Annotated in this window: 10 protein-coding genes and 2 pseudogenes; 9 read left to right on the forward strand and 3 right to left on the reverse strand. The window is 65.6% G+C overall.

The features are described 5' to 3' along the window. Together VKI00_RS24580 and VKI00_RS24585 are read right to left on the reverse strand one after the other, a co-directional pair. Nucleotides 1-543 (reverse strand): MMPL family transporter (locus tag VKI00_RS24580; RefSeq protein ID WP_324442171.1); only part of this gene is annotated, 543 nt, incomplete at its 3' end. Continuing rightward, a complete protein-coding gene (locus VKI00_RS24585; RefSeq protein WP_324442187.1) occupies nt 540-935 on the reverse strand; it encodes an MmpS family transport accessory protein in 396 nt (131 codons plus the stop codon). The genes VKI00_RS24585 and VKI00_RS24580, both read right to left, overlap by 4 nt. A 668-nt stretch (nt 936-1,603) precedes the next feature. Here VKI00_RS24585 and VKI00_RS24590 point away from each other — a divergent pair. The 6 genes and pseudogenes from VKI00_RS24590 (at nt 1,604) to VKI00_RS24615 (ending at nt 17,220) form a co-directional block, all read left to right on the forward strand. Further along, on the forward strand, nt 1,604-10,801 hold the full coding sequence (locus tag VKI00_RS24590; RefSeq protein WP_414687282.1) for a fatty acid synthase subunit beta domain-containing protein: 9,198 nt from the start codon (nt 1,604-1,606) through the stop codon (nt 10,799-10,801). A gap of 269 nt (nt 10,802-11,070) precedes the next feature. Continuing rightward, the gene (locus VKI00_RS24595) at nt 11,071-11,313 is read left to right on the forward strand and encodes an acyl carrier protein (protein ID WP_324442173.1); all 243 of its coding nucleotides are present in this window, start codon (nt 11,071-11,073) and stop codon (nt 11,311-11,313) included. Beyond that, nucleotides 11,310-13,079, forward strand: a complete 1,770-nt coding sequence (locus VKI00_RS24600) for a fatty acyl-AMP ligase (protein ID WP_324442175.1) — start codon at nt 11,310-11,312, stop codon at nt 13,077-13,079. Before VKI00_RS24595 ends, VKI00_RS24600 begins: the two co-directional genes overlap by 4 nt. Before the next feature lie 20 nt (nt 13,080-13,099). Then, the gene (locus VKI00_RS24605) at nt 13,100-14,212 is read left to right on the forward strand and encodes a type III polyketide synthase (protein WP_324442177.1); all 1,113 of its coding nucleotides are present in this window, start codon (nt 13,100-13,102) and stop codon (nt 14,210-14,212) included. Between the two features lie 71 nt (nt 14,213-14,283). After that, nucleotides 14,284-16,512 carry an MMPL family transporter gene (locus VKI00_RS24610; protein WP_324442179.1) on the forward strand — a complete coding sequence of 743 codons (2,229 nt, stop codon included), beginning with the start codon at nt 14,284-14,286 and terminating at the stop codon, nt 16,510-16,512. Next, nucleotides 16,509-17,220 (forward strand): annotated as a pseudogene (locus VKI00_RS24615) (TetR/AcrR family transcriptional regulator). Before VKI00_RS24610 ends, VKI00_RS24615 begins: the two are co-directional and overlap by 4 nt. A 20-nt stretch (nt 17,221-17,240) precedes the next feature. Here VKI00_RS24615 and VKI00_RS24620 read toward each other — a convergent pair. After that, nucleotides 17,241-17,951, reverse strand: coding sequence for a GAP family protein (locus VKI00_RS24620; RefSeq protein WP_324442181.1), 711 nt, complete (start codon nt 17,949-17,951; stop codon nt 17,241-17,243). Between the two features lie 327 nt (nt 17,952-18,278). Between VKI00_RS24620 and VKI00_RS24625 the strand changes: the two genes are divergently transcribed. From VKI00_RS24625 to VKI00_RS24635, 3 genes and pseudogenes are all read left to right on the forward strand, one after another. Then, nucleotides 18,279-19,577, forward strand: coding sequence for a glycosyltransferase (locus tag VKI00_RS24625; protein ID WP_324442183.1), 1,299 nt, complete (start codon nt 18,279-18,281; stop codon nt 19,575-19,577). Nucleotides 19,578-20,080: 503 nt separating this feature from the next. Further along, nucleotides 20,081-20,290 (forward strand): hypothetical protein, encoded by a 210-nt coding sequence (locus VKI00_RS24630; RefSeq protein WP_324442185.1) that lies wholly within the window; start codon nt 20,081-20,083, stop codon nt 20,288-20,290. An 85-nt stretch (nt 20,291-20,375) separates the two neighbouring features. Beyond that, nucleotides 20,376-21,010: pseudogene (locus VKI00_RS24635) on the forward strand (hypothetical protein); the annotation flags it as partial.

The following is a 21,010-nucleotide window of genomic DNA, read 5'->3' on the forward strand; positions in this document are numbered from 1 at the left end:
GTTAAGGCCGCTCGGTCTTGGAAGCTTCGCCACAATGTCTCGAACAGCGGCAATCGACCGACTCGCGGAGGCTTCACCCGTGTCGCCGGTTGGGCGGACGGTCAGCGTAGCGGCCTCAGCGTCGGCGCTCTGCTGTCCCGACTTCGTCACCGGCTTTCCCCACAGGTTCAGCAGTGACTGCACATGCTCTTTGTCGCGCAGTAATCGGCGGACTAGCTCGTCGTAGTACCGATGATCCTGCTCACCAAGCCTGCGGCCCTCGGTTTCAAAAAGAATGACGGCGGCGCTGGTGTAGTCGGATTCGTGATATGCGCGGCCTTCAACGACCGCATCCTGCGACGACGGCGAATCCCGCGGGACCAGCGCCTCCGCGTTGGCCGCGACGGTCTTCTCGAGCGAGGGCACGAACACGGTCACCACGGCAGCGACCAACAACCAGAACAAGAAGATCGGCAATGCCAGCTTCCGGGCCAGTTTCGGAAAGAACGGCCGCTTGACCTCGTCACCAGTGTTCATGTGTGTATTCGGCGTTTGACCGGTCATGCTGCGTTCACCGTGCACGCGACCGCGGCGCTCGGATGGGAGACGAGGTGTTCATCGCGGACCTTGCCGTCGACCAGGATGCGACAGCCGGCCGCATCGCCGTCGACCTGCATGACGAGGCTCAATGTGGCCGAAGGCGACATCGTTGTCTCCGAAATAGACCAGGGCAGCGACGCCAGGGTGACCTCGATGGGCCGGCTGTTGAGATCCGCGTATGTGACTCTGCCGCCACTGCCGAGGTCGCCGAAAGCCTCGTATGTGACGTTCTTGGGATTGATCTGTATGACGGTGGCGGGGATGGCGCTTGTCACCGGGGGATGGCTAATGTTCGCACTCCTGCCCCGAACCGTATGTACGCCGTAACCGGCGATCACAAACACAACAAGGATCACCGCGGGAGCCCAGAGCTTACCGAGGATCCGTTGGGTGTTTCGCCGCCTGACTTTGGCGTTCACGCGAATACACCTCCCGACCGTCCAAGTGTTTGTACAGTACTAGAGGCAAGCGTCGAAGATGGGTCTATTTCACGTATCCCGGGTTTGCTGCACGGGCCGGCGGGGCGTGCCCAGGCGCGGACCTCGGCTCGGCGCTGGCGCTGCCTGATCGAGTTCGGTGACGTCGCTCCTTGTTAGCGGCCGGGACATATCACCTTCGGTCCGACTGACCCTTCGCACCCGTGGCCGCGGGCAAGCTCTTCGCCTTGTCGGCACGGCTCAATCATGAAGCCGGCATCAAACCCGGTTCATCGCGGTCATTCATCGCTGGCAGGAGGTCAAACGACGGTGGCGTTCCAGCTAGCCAGTAAGGTACCGCTGCTACTAACGCCAATCGTAATTGGGCGCTGGCGCCGACGACATTTCCCAGTGGTCAATCGAGGATTGGTAACGCGCGTAATACTCGCTATCCCAATCTTGAGGAATCGTCAGATCAGGTGGGTGCACGAGTCGCGCAGGTCGTCAAACGGGCTCGGTCAACATACCCACAGGGCGGCGTGATCGGCGTGTTGGCGCGACATATCGACGAGGAGCTTCATGAGGTGACGGTCTACGTACACGACCCGATATCGGCCACCGGGGACGGTGATCCCGCACAACCGCGCCACGCCACCCATGCTTTGGTCGATCGCCTCAACGCCGGCGAGCCATACGCTGTCGCGTTCGGTGGCCAGGGCAGCGCCTGGCTGGAAACCCTCGAGGAGCTGGTGTCGTCAGCCGGCACCGAGGACGAACTGGCGAGGCTGCTCGCCCAGGCCGAATTGATGTTGGAGCCGGTCGCCCGGGAATTGGTCGTGGTCCGTCCGATCGGCTTTGACCCGCTGCGATGGGTCCGCGCCCCCGCCGAGGAGCCGGTCCCCGGCGCCGCGCAGCTGATGTCGGCGGCATGCTCGGTGCCCGGTGTGCTGCTCAGCCAGGTCGCCGCCATGAGCGCGCTGATCAGCCAGGGTATGGATTTCGCCGCCGCTCCGCCAGCCGCGGTCGCCGGCCACTCCCAGGGCGTGCTGGCCGTCGAAGCACTGCGTGCCGCTGGCGCCAAGGACGTCGAGCTGCTCGCGCTGGCGCAGCTGATCGGTGCGGCCGGGACGCTGGTGGCCCGGCGGCGCGGGATCACGATGCTCGGCGACCGTTCGCCGATGGTCTCGGTCACCAACGCCGACACCAACCGAATCGCAGCACTGCTCAATGAATTCGGCAAGGACATCCAGACCGTGCTTCCGCCGACGCTGTCCATCCGTAACGGCCGGGGCTCGGCCGTCATCGCCGGCACCCCCGAGCAGCTGACCCGTTTCGAGCTGCACTGCCAGCGGGTCGCCGACGCCGAGGCAGCCGAACGTAAGAACAAGTTGCGCGGCGGCGCGGTGTTCAACCCGACGTTCGAACCGGTGCGCGTCGATGTCGGCTTCCACTCGCCGCTGCTGGCGGACGCGGTCAAACTCGTCGACGGCTGGGCTGCCACGATCGGCTTGGACGCCGAGTTGGCCCACGACATGGCCCACGCCATCCTCGTGCACCCCGTCGACTGGGTGAATCAGGTGACCGCCCTGCATGATTCGGGCGCTCGTTGGATCCTGGATCTGGGCCCCGGCGACATCCTGACCCGGCTGACCGCCCCGGTGATCCGTGGTCTCGGCGTTGGCATCGTGCCCGCGGCGACCCGCGGCGGTCAACGCAACCTGTTCACCGCCGGGGCGGTGCCCGAAGTGGCCAAGCCGTGGTCGAGCTACGCGCCCACCGTCGTGAGTCTGCCCGACGGCTCGGTGAAGCTGGAGACGAAATTCACCCGGCTGACCGGGCGCTCGCCGATCCTGCTGGCGGGCATGACGCCCACCACCGTCGACGCCAAGATCGTGGCCGCCGCAGCCAACGCCGGTCACTGGGCCGAGCTCGCCGGCGGCGGTCAGGTCACCGAGCAGATCTTCGCCACCCGCGTCGCCGAGCTCACCGCGCTGCTCGAACCGGGCCGCGCGATCCAGTTCAACGCGCTGTTCCTCGACCCGTACCTGTGGAAGCTGCAGATCGGCGGAAAACGGTTGGTGCAGAAAGCCCGCCAGTCCGGTGCCCCGATTGACGGCCTGGTGATCAGCGCCGGCATCCCCGATCTTGCGCAGGCCGTCGAGCTGATCGACGAGCTGAACGGCATCGGCATCAGCCACGTGGTGTTCAAGCCCGGCACCGTCGAGCAGATCCGCGCGGTCATCCGCATCGCCGCGGAGGTGCCAACCAAGCCGGTGATCGTGCAGATTGAAGGCGGCCGTGCCGGCGGCCACCACTCCTGGGAAGACCTCGACGACCTGCTGCTGGCGACCTACTCGGAGTTGCGGTCGCGTCCCAACATCACCGTCTGTGCCGGCGGGGGCATCGGCACACCCGAGCGCGCCGCCGAATACCTCTCCGGGCGCTGGTCGTCCGGACACGGGTACCCGCTGATGCCGATCGACGGCATCCTGGTCGGCACCGCAGCGATGGCCACCAAGGAGGCCACCACATCGGAGTCGGTCAAGCGGATGCTGGTCGAAACCAACGGCACCAACCAGTGGATCGGCGCCGGAAAAGCCCAGGGCGGCATGGCTTCCAGCCGCAGCCAGCTGGGTGCGGACATCCACGAGATCGACAACTCCGCATCCCGCTGCGGCCGGCTGCTCGACGAGGTCGCCGGCGATGCCGAGGCGGTCGCCGAGCGCCGCGAGGAGATCATCGCCGCGATGGCACGCACCGCCAAACCATATTTCGGCGACGTTGCGGAGATGACGTACCTGCAGTGGCTGCAGCGCTACGTCGAGCTGACCATCGGCGAGGGAAATTCAACGGCCGACACCGCATCGGCGCACACCCGATGGCTAGACACTTCCTGGCGTGACCGATTCGAGCGGATGCTGAAGCGGGCCGAATCCCGTTTGCACCCAAAGGATTTCGGGCGGATCGAGACGCTGTTCACCGACCAGCGACGGCTCGAATACCCGAATCAGGCCGTCGCGGCCCTAGTCGAGCGCTATCCCGACGCCGAGACCGTCCAGTTACACCCGGCCGACGTGCCGTTCTTCGTCGAGCTGTGCAAGACGCCGGGCAAGCCGGTCAATTTCGTGCCGGTCATCGACAAGGACGTGCGCCGGTGGTGGCGTAGCGACTCGCTGTGGCAGGCGCATGACGCGCGCTACGACGCCGATCAGGTCTGCATCATCCCCGGCCCGGCGGCGGCGGCCGGCATCACCCGCGCCGACGAACCCGTCGGCGAATTGCTCGACCGCTTCGAGCAAGCCGCCATGGACGAGGTGCTGGCCGCCGAGCGGCAACCTGAGCCCGTTGCGGCCCGTCGCCGCGGCCGAAACGACGTTAGCGGCCCCCTGGCCGTGGTGCTGGACGCACCCGACGTGTTCTGGGCCGGACGGATGGCGACCAACCCGGTGCACCGCGTCGGCAACCCGGACGACTGGCATGTGCACGAAAGTCGCAGTGCTACACATTCTTTCACCTCGGCACGGCTGGACGTAGTGGACGAGGACCGCGTCGTCCTGCGGATTCCGCTGTCGGGAAAGTGGATCGACATCGCGTTCACCGTCACCGACGTGGTCCGCGACGGCGGTCTGCCGCTGGTCACCACCGACGATGCCAGCAGCGCGATGCGCGCCATGCTGGCCATCGCCGCCGGTGCCGCCGGCCCGGAATTTTTGCGTCCGGTCATCGACGGTAAAGCCACCGTCACGGCGCAGTGGGATCCCGAGCAGGTCGCCGATCACACCGGCGTCACCGCGACGTTCGGAGCGCCGCTTGCGCCGACTCGAACCGTCGTGCCCGATGCGCTGGTCGGTAAATGCTGGCCCGCCGTGTTCGCGGCCGTCGGCTCGGCGGCCACCGACACCGGCATCCCGGTGGTCGAGGGCTTGCTGAGCCTCGTGCACCTCGACCACGCCGCCCAACTACTGGCGCCGGCGCCGAAAGCCGCCATCGACTTGTGCATTACGGCAACTGCCGCCACCGTGACCGACACCGAAGTCGGCCGAGTCGTGCCGGTGTCCGTCACGATCGCCGACCCGGCCGGCACCGTCCTGGCCAGACTGCAGGAACGCTTCGCGATCCGCGGCCGCACCGGCACCATGGAACTCGAAGACCCCGTGCGGGCCGGTGGGGCGTTGTCCGACGATGCCACCGAGAATGCCACCGACACCGCGCGTCGCCGCCGTCGCGACGTCACGCTGGCCGCGCCGGTCGACATGCGCCCGTTCGCGGTGGTGTCCGGTGACCACAACCCCATCCACACCGATCGGGCGGCCGCGCTGCTGGCGGGACTGGAATCGCCGATCGTGCACGGCATGTGGCTGTCGGCGGCCGCCCAGCACGTCGTGGCCGCCACCGACGGGCGCGCCAAGCCGCCGGCCCGCCTGATCGGCTGGACCGCGCGCTTCCTGGGCATGGTGCGCCCGGGCGACGAGGTGGAGATCCGGGTCGACCGCGTTGGAATCGACCAGGGCGCAGAGGTTTTGGAGGTCGCTGCCCGCGTCGGCTCGGAGCTGGTGATGTCGGCTACCGCCCGGCTGGCCGCCCCCAAGACGGTCTACGCGTTCCCCGGCCAGGGCATCCAGCACAAGGGCATGGGCATGGACGTGCGGGCCAGCTCCAAGGCGGCCCGCAAGGTGTGGGACGCCGCCGACAAGTTCACCCGCGACACGCTGGGCTTCTCGGTCCTGCACGTGGTGCGCGACAACCCGACCAGCATCATCGCCAGCGGTGTGCACTATCACCACCCCGAAGGCGTTCTCTACCTGACCCAGTTCACCCAGGTGGCCATGGCCACCGTCGCGGCGGCCCAAGTCGCCGAGATGCGCGAACGCGGCGCGTTTGTCGAGGGTGCGATCGCCTGCGGGCATTCCGTCGGCGAGTACACCGCGTTGGCCTGCGCGAACGGGTTCTACGAACTGGAAGAGCTGCTGGAGATGGTGTTTGAGCGCGGCTCGAAGATGCACGACATCGTGCCGCGCGACGAGCTGGGCCGCTCCAACTACCGGTTGGCGGCGATCCGGCCCTCGCAGATCGACCTCGCCGACGACGACGTGCCCGCGTTCGTCGGTGAAATCGCCGAGCGCACCGGGGAATTCCTGCAGATCGTCAATTACAACCTGCGCGGCTCGCAGTACGCGATCGCCGGCACGGTGCGCGGTCTGGAAGCGCTGGAAGCCGAGGTGGAGCGGCGCCGCGCAATCACCGGCGGCAAGCGGTCTTTCATCCTGGTACCCGGCATCGACGTGCCGTTCCACTCCATCGTGCTGCGGACCGGCGTCGCCGATTTCCGCCGCTCGGTCGAACGGGTCAGGGTCCACGACAAGGATCCCGAGCTGCTCGTCGGGCGCTACATCCCCAACCTGGTACCCCGGCCGTTTTCACTGGATCGCGACTTCATCCAGGAGATCCGCGACCTGGTCCCGGCCGAGCCGCTCGACGAAATTCTCGCCGACTACGACACGTGGCGTAACGAGAAGCCGCGCGAGCTGTGCCGCAAGGTCGTCATCGAGCTGCTGGCATGGCAGTTCGCCAGCCCCGTGCGGTGGATCGAAACCCAGGATCTGCTGTTTACCGAAGAGGCGGCAGGTGGTCTGGGTGTGGAGCGGTTCGTTGAGATCGGCGTCAAGTCCGCGCCGACGGTTGCGGGGCTCGCCGCCAATACCCTCAAGTTGCCCGAATATGCCCATAGCACAGTGGAAGTGCTCAACTCGGAACGCGACGCGGCGGTGCTGTTCGCCACCGACACCGACCCCGAGCCGGAGCCCGAAAAGGTAGCGGAGCCGGGCGGCCCCGCCGCTGAGGTCGCCGCGCCGGTCGACGCGCCTGCGCCGGCGCCAGCTATGCCGTCGGGTACGGTCCGTCCGGACGACATCGCCTTCGACGCGGCCGACGCCACCCTGGCGCTGATTGCGCTGTCGTCCAAGATGCGCATGGACCAGATCGAGGAGCTGGACTCCATCGAATCCATCACCGACGGCGCGTCATCGCGGCGCAACCAGCTGCTCGTCGACCTGGGCGCCGAACTAAACCTCGGCGCGATCGACGGCGCGGCCGATTCCGACCTGACATCGCTGAAACGCCAAGTGACCAAGCTGGCCCGCACCTACAAGCCGTTCGGCCGGGTGCTGTCGGACGCGATCAACGATCAGTTGCGGACGGTTCTGGGGCCTTCGGGCAAGCGGCCCGTCGCGATCGCGGAGCGGGTCAGGAAGACCTGGGAGCTCGGCGACGGTTGGGCTAAGCATGTCACGGTCGAGGTCGCGCTGGGTACCCGCGAGGGGACCAGTGTGCGCGGTGGCGCGATGGGGCACTTGCACGAGGGCGCGCTGGCCGATGCGGCGTCTGTGGACAAGGTCATCGACGCCGCGGTCGCTTCGGTCGCCGCGCGGCGTGGCATTTCGGTGGCGCTGCCGTCTTCGGGCGGTGGCGGGGGTGCGACCATCGACCCGGCGGCGCTGAGCGAAATTACCGATCAGATCACCGGTCGCGACGGTGTGTTAGCCTCGGCGGCGCGCTTGGTGCTGGGCCAGCTGGGGCTAGATGATCCCGTCGGCGCGTCGCCGGCGGCCACCGATGCCGAGCTCATCGACTTGGTCACCGCCGAATTGGGCGCGGACTGGCCGCGTTTGGTGTCACCGGTGTTCGACGCCAAGAAGGCCGTGGTGTTCGACGACCGGTGGGCCAGCGCCCGCGAGGACTTGGTGAAGCTGTGGTTGATCGACGAGGGCGACATCGACGCCGACTGGCCGCATCTATCCGCGCGGTTCGAGGGCGCCGGCCACGTCGTGGCCACCCAGGCCACCTGGTGGCAGGGTAAGGCGCTCGCGGCCGGACGCATCATCCACGCCTCGCTGTATGGCCGGATCGCCGCCGGTGCGGAGAATCCCGACCCGGGCCCCTGCAGCGGCGAGATCGCTGTGGTGACAGGCGCTTCGAAGGGTTCGATCGCGGCATCGGTGGTCGCGCGGCTGCTCGACGGCGGTGCCACCGTGATCGCGACGACGTCCAAGCTCGACGACGACCGGCTGGCGTTCTACCGCACGCTCTACCGGCACAGCGCCCGCTTCGATGCGGCGCTGTGGGTGGTGCCGGCCAACATGGCGTCCTATTCCGACATCGACGCGCTGGTCGGCTGGGTCGGCACTGAGCAAACCGAAAGTCAGGGGCCGCAGTCGATTCACATCAAGGATGCGCAGACCCCGACGTTGCTGTTCCCGTTCGCGGCGCCGCGCGTGGCGGGGGATCTGTCGGAGGCCGGTGCGCGCTCGGAGATGGAGATGAAGGTCCTGCTGTGGGCCGTGCAGCGGTTGATCGGCGGGCTGTCGAAGATCGGCGCCGAGCGCGATATCGCGTCGCGGCTGCACGTGGTGCTGCCCGGCTCGCCCAACCGCGGGATGTTCGGCGGCGACGGCGCCTATGGTGAGGCCAAGTCGGCGCTGGACGCCGTGGTGAGCCGCTGGCATGCCGAGTCTTCGTGGGCGGCCCGAGTGAGCCTGGCGCACGCGCTGATTGGCTGGACCCGGGGCACCGGCCTGATGGGCCACAACGACGCCATCGTCGACGCCGTCGAGGAGGCCGGTGTCACTACCTACTCGACCGACGAGATGGCCGCGATGCTGCTGAACTTGTGCGACGTGGAGTCCAAGGTGGCCGCGGCCAGCGCGCCGATTACGGCGGACCTGACCGGCGGGCTCGGTGACGCCGACCTCGACATGGCCGAACTGGCGGCGAAAGCCCGCGAGCAGGCCACGCCGAACGCGGACACCACGGACGCGACGCCGCACGACACTATCGCCGCGCTGCCATCCCCGCCGCGCGGGGTCACGGCGGCGCCCCCGCCGTCGTGGAAGGATCTCGACGTCGACCCGGCCGACCTGGTGGTGATCGTCGGTGGTGCCGAACTGGGCCCGTACGGCTCGTCGCGCACCCGGTTCGAGATGGAGGTCGACAACGAACTGTCGGCGGCCGGCGTGCTGGAGCTGGCCTGGACCACCGGGCTCGTCCGCTGGGAGGACGACCCGCAACCGGGTTGGTATGACAGTGAATCCGGCGAGCTGGTCGATGAGTCCGAGCTGGTCGAGCGCTACCACGACACCGTGGTGCAACGCTGCGGCATCCGTGAGTTCGTCGATGACGGCGCCATCGACCCCGACCACGCGTCGCCGTTGCTGGTGTCGGTGTTCCTGGACAAAGACTTCGCCTTCGTGGTGTCCTCGGAGGCCGACGCGCGTGCCTTCGTCGAGTTCGACCCGGAGCACACGGTCATCCGGCCGGTGCCCCACTCCAGCGACTGGCAGGTCATCCGCAAGGCGGGCACTGAGATTCGGGTGCCGCGCAAGACCAAGCTGTCGCGGACCGTGGGCGGCCAGGTCCCGACCGGGTTCGACCCCACGGTGTGGGGCATCAGCCCCGATATGGCGAGTTCCATTGACCGACTGGCGGTGTGGAACATCGTGGCGACCGTCGACGCGTTCCTATCCGCCGGGTTCAGCCCCGCCGAGGTGATGCGCTACGTGCACCCGAGCATGGTAGCTAACACCCAGGGGACCGGCCTGGGCGGCAGCACCTCGATGCAGGCGATGTACCACGGAAACCTGCTGGGGCGTAATAAGCCTAACGACCTGCTGCAGGAACTGCTGCCTAATGTTATTGCGGCACATGTGGTCCAGTCCTATGTCGGCGGCTATGGCGCGATGATTCATCCGGTTGCCGCGTGCGCGACGGCCGCGGTGTCGGTGGAGGAAGGCGTCGACAAGATCCGGCTGGGCAAGGCCGAGCTGGCAGTCGCCGGCGGCTTCGACGACCTGACGCACGAGGGCATCATCGGCTTCGGTGACATGGCGGCCACCGCCGACACCTCTATGATGCGCGGCAGGGGCATTCACGATTCGAAGTTCTCGCGTCCCAACGACCGGCGCCGGCTGGGCTTCGTCGAGGCCCAGGGTGGCGGCACCATCCTGCTGGCCCGCGGTGACCTGGCGCTCAAGATGGGCCTGCCGGTGCTGGCGGTGGTGGCCTTCGCGCAGTCTTTCGGCGACGGTGTGCACACCTCGATCCCGGCCCCGGGCCTGGGCGCGCTGGGCGCGGGCCGCGGTGGCAAGGACTCGCCGCTGGCACGTGCGCTGGCCAAGCTCGGCGTGGGTGCTGATGACGTCGCGGTGATCTCCAAGCACGACACGTCGACGTTGGCCAACGATCCCAACGAGACCGAGCTGCACGAGCGGCTTGCTGACGCGCTGGGCCGCTCCGAGGGTGCTCCGCTGTTCGTGGTGTCGCAGAAGAGCCTTACCGGCCACGCCAAGGGCGGCGCGGCGGTCTTTCAGATGATGGGCTTGTGCCAGATGCTGCGCGACGGGGTGATCCCACCGAACCGCAGCCTGGACTGCGTCGATGACGAACTGGCCGGTTCGGCCCACTTCGTCTGGGTGCGCGAGACGCTGCGGCTCGGCGAGAAGTTCCCGCTCAAGGCCGGGATGCTCACCAGTCTTGGGTTCGGCCACGTTTCGGGGCTGGTCGCGTTGGTGCACCCGCAGGCGTACCTGGCGGCGCTGGATCCAGCGCAGCGCGCGGACTACCAGCGGCGCGCGGATGCCCGCCTGCTGGCCGGCCAACGCAGACTGGCCTCCGCGATCGCCGGCGGTCCGACGCTCTACCAGCGGCCCGCCGGCCGTCGGTTCGACCACGACGCTCCCGAGAAGCCCCAGGAAGCGCAGATGCTCCTCGACCCGGCGTCCAGGCTCGGCGAAGACGGTGTGTACCGGCGGTAGTGTTCCGGCCTGATAGGCCGAGATCACGCGGAACACTATTAAAGCCGTCGAAGTGGTGGCCTGGAGTCGTTGGGACGCCGGCTTTCTGCTGAGGATTCGCGTGCAATTCGATCACCGGAGGCCTCCGTGATGTCTGACGGCACGTTTCGGCAACCGGCGGTCCCGGAAAGGTTGCGGCTAGCCAGTAGGAGCGATTCTCGTTGGCAGGGAAGCTTATCCGGGCTTGGCAAGCAAGACTTCAGGGCATGCTATCCGTACCACAAGGGTCCGTGACCCTTCCCAAGGTCACCCAGGAGATCATTGATCTCGTCAAGGTTGAAGCGACAGAAGTCGATCTGAAGGCGGATTCGGTTCTTCAGGACGTGGGTCTTGATTCGCTCAAGTTCATGTCGGTCGTCTTCAAGATCGAGGCATACTACGACATCGAACTGCAAGAGGAGGACGCCGACGATCTCCGTACCATCGGCGATCTGGCAACCCTCGTGGTCGGTCGCATTGCGGAGCAGTCATGAGAGGGGCACCCGCGATCCGGCCGAAGCAGGCCACGCTGATCGAAATGCTCGACGCGGCAGCGCAATCGGAGCTCGGCCTGGTCTTCGTGAACCGGAAAGAGCAAGACCATGAAGTCCCGTTCGCCCGCATCCGCCAGCAAGCGCTGTCTGTTGCCGCGGACCTGGTGCGTCGCGGGGTACGTAAGGGCGACCGCGTCGCCATCGTGCTTCCCACCTGCCCGGAGTTCGTCGAATGCTTCTTCGGCGTGCTGTGCGCCGGCGCGATCCCCGTTCCGCTGTATCCGCCTCTGCGGCTGGGGAAACTCGACGAGTTTCACCGCAGGACAACGACCATGCTGAACGCAGTGAATGCGGTTATGGTGGTGACCGACGAACGCATTCGGCGCTTTTTGGGGGTCGCAGTTGCCAACTCGGCTCCTGCGCTTGGGTGCGTGACAGCGTCTAGCCTGGGCGCCCCGATCTCCGAGGCGGTCAAAGTCGCCGCTGACGACATTGCGGTGATCCAATTCTCATCGGGCACGACAAACGATCCCAAGCCGGTGGCTCTGACCCACGCGAATCTGCTCTCGAATCTCGCGACGCTCGAGGACTACATCACCGCAGACGGGGCACCGACTGTCGGCGTCACTTGGCTGCCGCTCTACCACGACATGGGATTGATCGGAAATCTTCTCAGCGCTTTCCATCTTCGGCGAAAGCTGGTCCTGCTTCCTCCGGAGCTTTTCGTTGCGGTACCCGGCGCGTGGCTGCGAGCCATCTCACGGCATCGGGGGACCATCACGGCGGCGCCCAGCTTCGCTTTCGGCCTGTGTCTCAAGCGGATACGTGACGACGAACTCGAGGGCGTGGACCTATCCTCATGGAGCATCTGCCTCAACGGCGCCGAGGCGGTCAGCGCCGAAGCGCAGCGGCGGTTCAGTGAGCGGTTCGGGCGTTGGGGTTTTCGCGCTTCGTCGTTCACGCCGTGCTATGGCATGGCGGAAGCGTCGTTGGCCGTGACATTCAAAGCGGTGGGCACGTCCTTTAAAGCCCTGGGTGTGGACGGCGACAAACTGGCCTCCGACGGCGTCGTCGAACCGGGCGGCAAAGAGATTGTCAGCGTTGGCCCTCCGCTGGCCGGTATGGGGGTCGAGATACGCGACGACAGTGGAATTGCGCTGCCAGATGCGCATGTCGGTCACATCTTCGTTTCGGGCCCCAGCATCATGGCCGGTTATTTCGGCCGCCCCGACCTCACCGATCAGGCGTTCCACGACGGTTGGCTCCACACGGGCGACCGCGGGTTCATACACGACGGCGAGCTCTATGTATGCGGACGGCACAAGGACATCGTCATCGTGCGCGGCGCCAACCACGCCCCCGAGGAGTTTGAGGCGGCGTTGGACGGCCTGCCGGGCGTTCGCACAGGCTGCGCCGTCGCGGTGGGATTCGTGCCGCCAGGTGACGAAGACGAGGCACTGGCAATGCTTGTCGAAACGACTTCCGACGCCGCCCCGAGTTTGGCGCAAGACGTCGCATCGCGCGTTCAGCAGCACACCGGCATCCTGCCGGCCCATGTCGAGCTGCTGGCACCGGGAACGTTGCCACGAACCAGCAGTGGAAAGCTGCGCCGACGCGAGGCGCTCACCCAATGGCTGACAGGGCAGTTGTCTGCGCCGAAAAAGGTCACGGCCGCAAGGTTGTTGGTCCAGGCGGCCAACGGAGAACTGCTCCAGGCTCGTGCAGCGTTGGCACGACGCAGCAAAAACCCCCGGCCCGTCGGATAGAGCGAGAAGGAACATAACAAATGTATCGAGCAGATCCCTTTGACGCGTTGTCGCCTGCGCACCTGACCGCGAGCGCGACGACCAGCCGGCCCACACTGTTAGGCATCGCGTCCGCGCATCCGCCGTTCGAGGTGACCCAGGAGGAGACCTGGCAATTCTTCGAGCGGGTGTCGTCGGTCCGGTTCGTGAAGCGAATAGTCGAATCGACAAAGGTCAAGAAACGCAACATCATGTGGGACCCGGACAGCCTGCAACAGGCCGCCGGCCTGCTCACCGGCGACCGGATGGCAGCCCACAGTGCGGCGGTCATCGACGTTGCCTCGCGTTCCCTCAAAGAAGCGATCGGTGACTTGGACACGCGCCGAATCGGCAGTCTTGTCATGGCCTGCTCCACCGGCTACGTCAACCCCGGTCCGGACCTTCTGCTTGCCAAAGAGCTTGGGCTGCGCTCGAATTTGCGTCGCACCTTCATCGGCCACATGGGTTGCTATGCGGCGCTCAACGTCATCAAGGTGGCAATGGACAGCGTCGCAGCCCGACCCGACGAGCTGGTGATCTGCAACACGACCGAACTGAGCTCTGCTCACATCCGGGACAGCTTGATGCCCGGAGAGGATCCGGTGGAATCACTGATCACGCAGGCGCTGTTCGGCGACGCCAGCGTGTCGATGCTATTGGGTTCGGCGCCCGACGGTGCCGGAATCCAGTTCCTACGTACGCATACCGAGCAACTGTACGACCAGCATACGATGATGAGTTTGAACGTCGGCAACCGGTCATTCTGGATGACGCTGGCCGCCGGTGTGCCGGCGGTTCTGGAGGAGAACATTGAGGGTTTTCTGGCCAAACTTCTCGAACCGCTGGGACTTTCGGCGGGTGATATAGCGCACTGGGGAATTCATCCCGGTGGCCCGAAGATCGTTCGCAAGTTGGGCAAACAGTTGCGGCTGCAGCCCGAGCAGTTGCGCGCGAGCTGGGATGTCCTGGCCAACGCCGGAAACTGCGCCTCGGCCACGGTGCTGCTCGTCCTGGAAAACATCCTGCGAGTCGACAAGCCGAGCCGTGGAGAGTACGGCGTCCTCTTGGCGTTCGGCCCCGGCCTGACCATCGAAGGGGCGGTGCTTCGCTTTTGAACGCGTTAGAGCGGCTTGCTTTGCTCGGGATCCGCGCGCCGCGGCGAATCATTGCACTTGCGGTGTTGGTCATGGCGAGCGCAGCGGTGTTCGGCATACCGGTCGCGAACAGCCTGTCTTCGGGTGGCTTTCAGGATCCGACCGCGGAATCGACGCATGCGCTGAACTTGCAGTCAGGCAAGTTCAATCAGGGCGATACGCAACTGCTGATCACCGTCAGCTCGGACGACGGGGTGAACAGCGGCGCCGCCCAGCGAGTCGGCACCGACATAGTGCGCCAGCTGGGCAACTCCCCCTATGTGGCGCACGTGACCTCGCCCTGGACGGCGCCACCGTCGGCGTCGACAACGCTGGTGAGCAAGGACGGCAAGACCGGTCTGATCGTTGCCAGCATCACTGGCGGTAACAGCGGCGCGGCCAAGCACGCCGAGACGCTCAGCTACGACTTTGTTTACGACCGTGACGGTGTGACGGTGCGCGCCGGCGGGCGGGCCATGACCGATGCGCAAATCACCCTTCAAACCCGAGAAGATCTGAAGGTGATGGAATTCATCGCGGTCCCGGTGAGCTTCCTGGTGCTGGTGTGGGTGTTCGGTGGGTTCCTGGCAGCCGCAATCCCGTTGGCGGTCGGCGGTGTTGCCATCTTCGGCTCGATGGCCGCGCTGCGGGCACTCACATTCGTGACGGACGTTTCGATCTTCGCGCTCAATCTGTTGCTGGCGATGGGGCTGGCGCTGGCGATCGACTACACGTTGCTGATTATCAGCCGATTCCGAGACGAACTTGACAATGGCGCCGAGCGGGACGCGGCGCTTGTCCGCACGATGGCCAGCGCCGGCCGGAGCGTGCTCTTTTCGGCGATGACCGTCTCGCTCTCAATGTCGACGCTGGTCCTGTTCCCGATGCCCTTCCTGAAGTCCTTCGCCTACGCGGCAATCGCGGTAGTGGCCATCACGGTCATCGCGGCGATCGTGGTGACGCCCGCCGCCATCGCCCTGCTCGGTCCGCGACTGGACTCCAAGGGTCCTCGCTGGCTCAGGCGCCGGTCGTCGCGGGCGAACGCGTCCCCACGCCCGGTCGAGCAGACGTTTTTCTACCGGTTGGCACGGTTCGTTATTCGCCGGGCCGTGCCGCTCGGGCTGGCCATCGTCGCCCTGCTGATCGCACTCGGCATGCCGGTGTTCGGACTGAAGTGGGGTATCCCGGATGATCGCGTGCTACCGACATCGAGCACGGCGCGTCAGGTTGGCGATCAGCTGCGCGCCGATTTCAGCGCTGACGTGACGACGAACGTGACCGTGGTCATCCCGGACATTCGCGATGTGACCCCAGAGGCGTTGAATCACTATGCCGCCCTGCTGTCGTTGGTGCCCGACGTGCCGGCGGTCTCCGCGCCGGGCGGCACGTTCGTCGCCGGTGCGCTGGTCGGACCGCCGTCGGCCGCGGCGGCAATCAAAGACGGCAGCGCATTTCTCACGGTGGCCAGCAGCGCGCCGCTCTTCTCGCAGGCCTCGAACACCCAGTTGGACCGGCTGCACGCCATCCGAGGCCCGAGCGGTCAGCAGGTCTTGATGAGCGGGGTCGCCCAGGTGAACCGTGACACCGCCGATGCAATCACCTCGCGGGTGCCCCTCGTTTTGACTGTGATCGCCGTGATCACTTTCGTGGTGATGTTCGCACTCACCCGCAGCGTGGTCATGCCGCTAAAAACCTTGCTGCTCAGCGGATTATCGTTGAGCGCCGCATTCGGCGCTCTCGTGTGGATCTTCCAGGACGGTCACCTCGGCGGCTTGGGTACCACCGCCACCGGCACGCTGGTGCTCACCATGCCGGTGATGTTGTTCTGCATTGCGTTTGGGTTGTCGATGGACTACGAGGTCTTCCTTGTGTCGCGGATCCACGAGCACTGGCTGGAATCCAACCGGACGGCGGCCGACAACGACGAGAGCGTGGCGCTGGGTCTGGCCAGAACCGGGCGGGTGATCACCGCCGCGGCGCTGATCATGTCCATCTCATTTGCCGCCTTGATCGCTGCCCAGGTGTCGTTCATGCGGATGTTCGGAGTGGGACTCACGCTGGCGGTGCTGGCCGATGCGACGCTGGTACGCATGCTTCTGGTGCCGGCATTCATGCACGTGATGGGACGGATGAATTGGTGGGCGCCGAAACGGGTTGCACGACAGCGGAAAATGGTTCCGGATGCGCAACACCGCCGTGAAGCGCAGCATCTGAGTGCGGGGGGCCAAACGGCCTACGCAATGGAAGCCACGACGTGCGCGAGATTGACAGGAGCTCGATGACATACGAGCGGCACGGGCTGGCCAATCGGCTGGAACGGCGCAAGCACCGCACGCGGGCGGCTTTGATCAAAGCCGCGCAAGGCTTCATCGCCGTGGGTAAGGTCAACGTCCCGGTGCTGGAAATAACGCAAGCCGCCGATGTCGGCATGGGCTCGTTCTACAACCACTTCGACAGCAAGGAACAGCTGTTCGAGGCTGCGCTCAACGAAACCTTCGGCGCGTTGCTCGACCGCTTGCCACCCGTGGATGACCCCGCCGAATTGTTCGCCTCGCAGCTTCCGGTTGACAGTTCGGTGGCTTCGGCGCCGACCCGCCGAAGTTCGCGTGCTGCTCAACGGCGGACTGGGCCGGCTCCTGTCGGATCGCGGCCTGTCGCCGCGCGCGCTGCGAGACATCGCAGCGCGCGACCAAATTGGCCGTTTCGAGATCCACGATCTCGAACTAGCGGTAACACTGGCCGCTGGAGCACTATTCGGGCTCGTACAACTGCTTAACGACCAGCGGGGGCGGGACGCAGCGCACGCCGCCGACCGGCTGGCTCAAGACTTGCTCGTCGTGTATGGGCTCTCTGCCGAGGAGGCGCAGGAGGTCTGCATGCGGGCACTGCCCGACCTCGACGACATCGCGGTTGGCGGTGCGCCGGATCGATCCGATATCGCGGTCGCGGCGGTGCCCGCCGACAATGGTCAGGCAGCCCTCGGGCGCTAAGGTGCCGCCACTGCGTTGACTCAGACCTTGCCCACGCCGGTAGCCAAGAGTAAGAAGCCTATTGCACCGACGACCACCGCCGGGATGGCCTGGCGTCGCTCGCTTATCCAAGCGTTGAGCCGCCGCAAGACGGCCAGCGTCCGCGCCGGCGTTGTGAGATAGGTGACAAGCGGGACCTCGACGACCGTAAACGCCACGAGGGTGAACATGAGGGCCGCGCCGACTTGCGCAGCCGCAGTTGGTTCCGAGGCCACGATCGCGACGATCGCCCCCATGTACTCAACGGGCGGCGTCGCCAATGCGATGCCGGCGACAAACGCTGCCACGAACGACCCGCCTTCGAGCCGGCCGCGGATCGACGGTCGGCTGGATCCGTGCGGTGTATTCCGCTCTGGCAGAAGGACCGAGGACTCACCACCGGTCACCGGCAGGCGTGCGCGCCGCCGCGCCCAGAAGCGCGCCACCAGCAGAGCTGCGACGGACACCGCCAGCACGCCGATCGCAACCTGTAGGTAAACGACAGTCGTGCCGCTGGCGGCCGAAACTACTGCTCGCATAACGGAGAGCGTGAAATCGCGTAGCCAAAGCAGCACAGCGAACGCGACCCCGATGCCCGCTGCCATGCCGCCGAGCCAGAAGGCAAGCAGATTGAGCATGGGCCTTGGCCGTGCAATCAAGAGCGCCGTGATCCCGATCCGGACCGGATCGATCGCCGCGAGCAGCGACAGCACGAGAACTGCGCTACACACCGACGCCTACCCTCGGACGAATGCCGCTGTGCTAACGGGAAAACCGTTGCGGCGATGCCTGAGTAGGGTTCTTGTCGACACCTCCACAGTGTCGCTTATAAAGCGTGCGGTGTCGGTATAACTGGCATCCATTCGCGTTGGGTGCCAGCACTATTCGCCAGTCAGGGCGAGCGCGACGGGCGGTTCCGGCCGGCGAATAGTGGTTGGCACCCAGTGCATATGGTTGCCAGCGGTACTGACACGGAACCGTTCATTGGAAACAATGTGAGACACCCGATGCTCAACCCGCACCCAGAAGATGTGAGAACAATGGCAAGGATCTTGGCCTATACTTCGCCGGCGCTCGGCCATCTGTTTCCGTTCAGCGCCCTGCTGTTGGAATTGTCCGCCCGCGGCCACGAGATTCATCTTCGGACCCTGTCCACGGGTGTGGAGATGGGGCGAAAGCTGGGTTTCAGCACCGATGCCATCGATCCGCGAATCGAGGCGATCGTCAACGATGACTGGAAGGCTTCAAGTCCTCGTGGTGCCCTGAAGAGGGCGGTCGACGTGTTCTGCCGGCGCGCTGCCTACGAAGTCGCCGACTTCGCCGATGCGGTCGAGCGAACGCGTCCCGACGCGTTGCTCGTCGACGTCAATTGCTGGGGTGCCCTGTCGGTCGCCGACGCGCGTGACACTCCGTGGGCGTGTTTGTCCCCCTACACGCCGGCTCTGCAATCACGTGGAGTGCCGCCCTTCGGGCTGGGTCTGGCTCCACTGCCCGGCCTGCTTGGCCGGGTCCGTGACGCCGCGCTGCGGCCCGTCGCGATCGGCATGATGGAGAGGGCGGTATTGCCGGCAGGCAACAAGATTCGCGCGATCGCCGGCGCGCCGCCGGTTGCATCGGCGGATGAGTTCATGCGACGGGCCCCGCTGATGCTGGTGGCAAGCGGCAAGCCGTTCGAGTATCCGCAGACTGACTGGGGCGATGCCGTACAGATGATCGGCCCGTGCATGTTCGAACCGGCCATGGATAGGGTTCCTGACTGGCTCACGGCGATCGATCGGCCGATCGTCCTTGTCACCACGTCATCGCAACAGCAGGCCGATGAAAAGCTGGTCAGGACCGCGATGACCGCGCTCGCGGACGAGCCGGTACATGTGGTTGCGACACTGCCTGCCGGGCTAGCAAGCGACATCCCACTCACACCCAACGCGACGGTGGTCCAATTTGTGCCGCACGGCCCCGTATTGGACCGCGCGGTGTGTGCGATTACGCACGGTGGCATGGGTGGGACCCAAAAGGCCGTTGCCCGAGGGGTTCCGGTGTGCGTGGTGCCGTTTGGGCGTGACCAATTCGAGGTCGCGCGGCGGGTCGAGGTGGCCCGCTGCGGAACCCGTCTACCGGCCAAGAAGCTGTCCGCGGCTCGGCTGTCCACAAAAGTTCGGCAGGCAATGACCATGACAGACGGCGCACGGCGGGTCGCGGCGGGTTTCGCAGCGACCGGCGGCGTCGCCCGAGGCGCTGACCTCATCGAGCAACGCGTGCTCAGAAGCGCTCAGCTTCAGTTCATCAGCCATTGGGAACACACGACTGAGATCGGCACGCTGCCGATACGGTCGTTGTGATTCGACACCGAATCACAACGTGATCCGAGGTAAGTCCCGTTGTGTGATCTATTCTTGGTGTACGCATCGGCGTACCGGTTACCGTCGAAAGTCCTTAGCTGCGTGGGATATCCGGCGTTGCTGATGGTGGTTATCAACCTCGTCGGGCACCTCTCGGCTGCGACAACCCCGTAGTCGTGCCGTATTCCCAGCTGCATCGCGTTACCTGATTCGTGCGTCGCCAGCCAAAACACTGCGCCGCCGAGTGCCGGCAACAGCGAGCCCTCCATGCGAAGTTCCAGCCCAGAAAACCGAAGACGACGACTGGATGACCTAAGAAGTAGAAGGCTATCCGAGCTTGTTGCAGCTAGCCGGTAGCCGCAGATCGTCACTGGCAGGCATGGTCAATGGGGGTTAGCGACGACGACTTTTCTGGTGTGACGCGCGACTCTTAGAGCGAAGGGAATCCACCTATCCGGCAGCACCATTGGTCGCCAGCTGCTGGTAGTCGAGAAGAGGAACGAATGATCACCGCATACCGAGCTGATGAACGCGGTGATGTTGTCGGCTGCGAGACGCCGCCATTCAACTATCCGGCGGAAGGCCCGTATGTCAGGCAGCTGCTCTTCAACGCCATCGTCGCCGTTGTGTTGGCAGCCATCACCGTCATGGTCGGGTTATCCCTGGCCGGTATAGCCCGTGAAGCAAAGGCATGCAGTGCCGAAAAGGAGTGAAACCAAAATGGACCTCGACAGGATCACACACCCACTGAGGCTCGCCAGAGGATCGCACCAGCCAGGATCGGGCAAAGGCTGTGCGATGAACGTGATTTCATACATCAACGGCGACACGCACATCACCGACTTCCCCGATTGTTCGGCACGCCCGCTAGCCGCGTTCGTTCAACTAAGCAACGATCTGCTAGCAGGCCCCGACGACTACTTGTCGCCGGAAAACAGCCTTCTGGCACTCGAACTCGCCTGGCAGACCGTGGGAACCACCGATGTTGCCGACACCGTCATTCACGCATGGGTGGCCGAACTTCTGGCCAGCCCCACATGGGGTGTCATTCGATACGCCAGGAGAGCTGCGGCCAAGGCGATCATTAGCATCGCCGAACTGCACCGCATGGTCGCCGCTGGCGACATGCCACCCATCGCCGCCTGGGACGCCGCAGATCGCGCCGCTCGCACCGTTCACCGCGCCGGTGGCCCCACGTTACGCGTCGGCGGAGTGCATGCCATGCGGGCCGCATACCACTCGACCGCACTGGTAAATAGCAACCATCCGGCGAAACTGGATGTTATAGCCGGAAACGCGCTGCGGGCCCACACGCACGCGAATGGGGGAACCAAGGCCGCCCCGATCGTGGCACTCGCGCGCCATGCGATCCACTCATGGCGTGGTCTAGCCGGGCTGGACAACGGCCGCGCCATCGACTCCGGAGCAGTCCA

Origin of the sequence: Mycobacterium sp. (assembly GCF_035314665.1) — a bacterium.
Lineage (GTDB): Bacteria > Actinomycetota > Actinomycetes > Mycobacteriales > Mycobacteriaceae > Mycobacterium.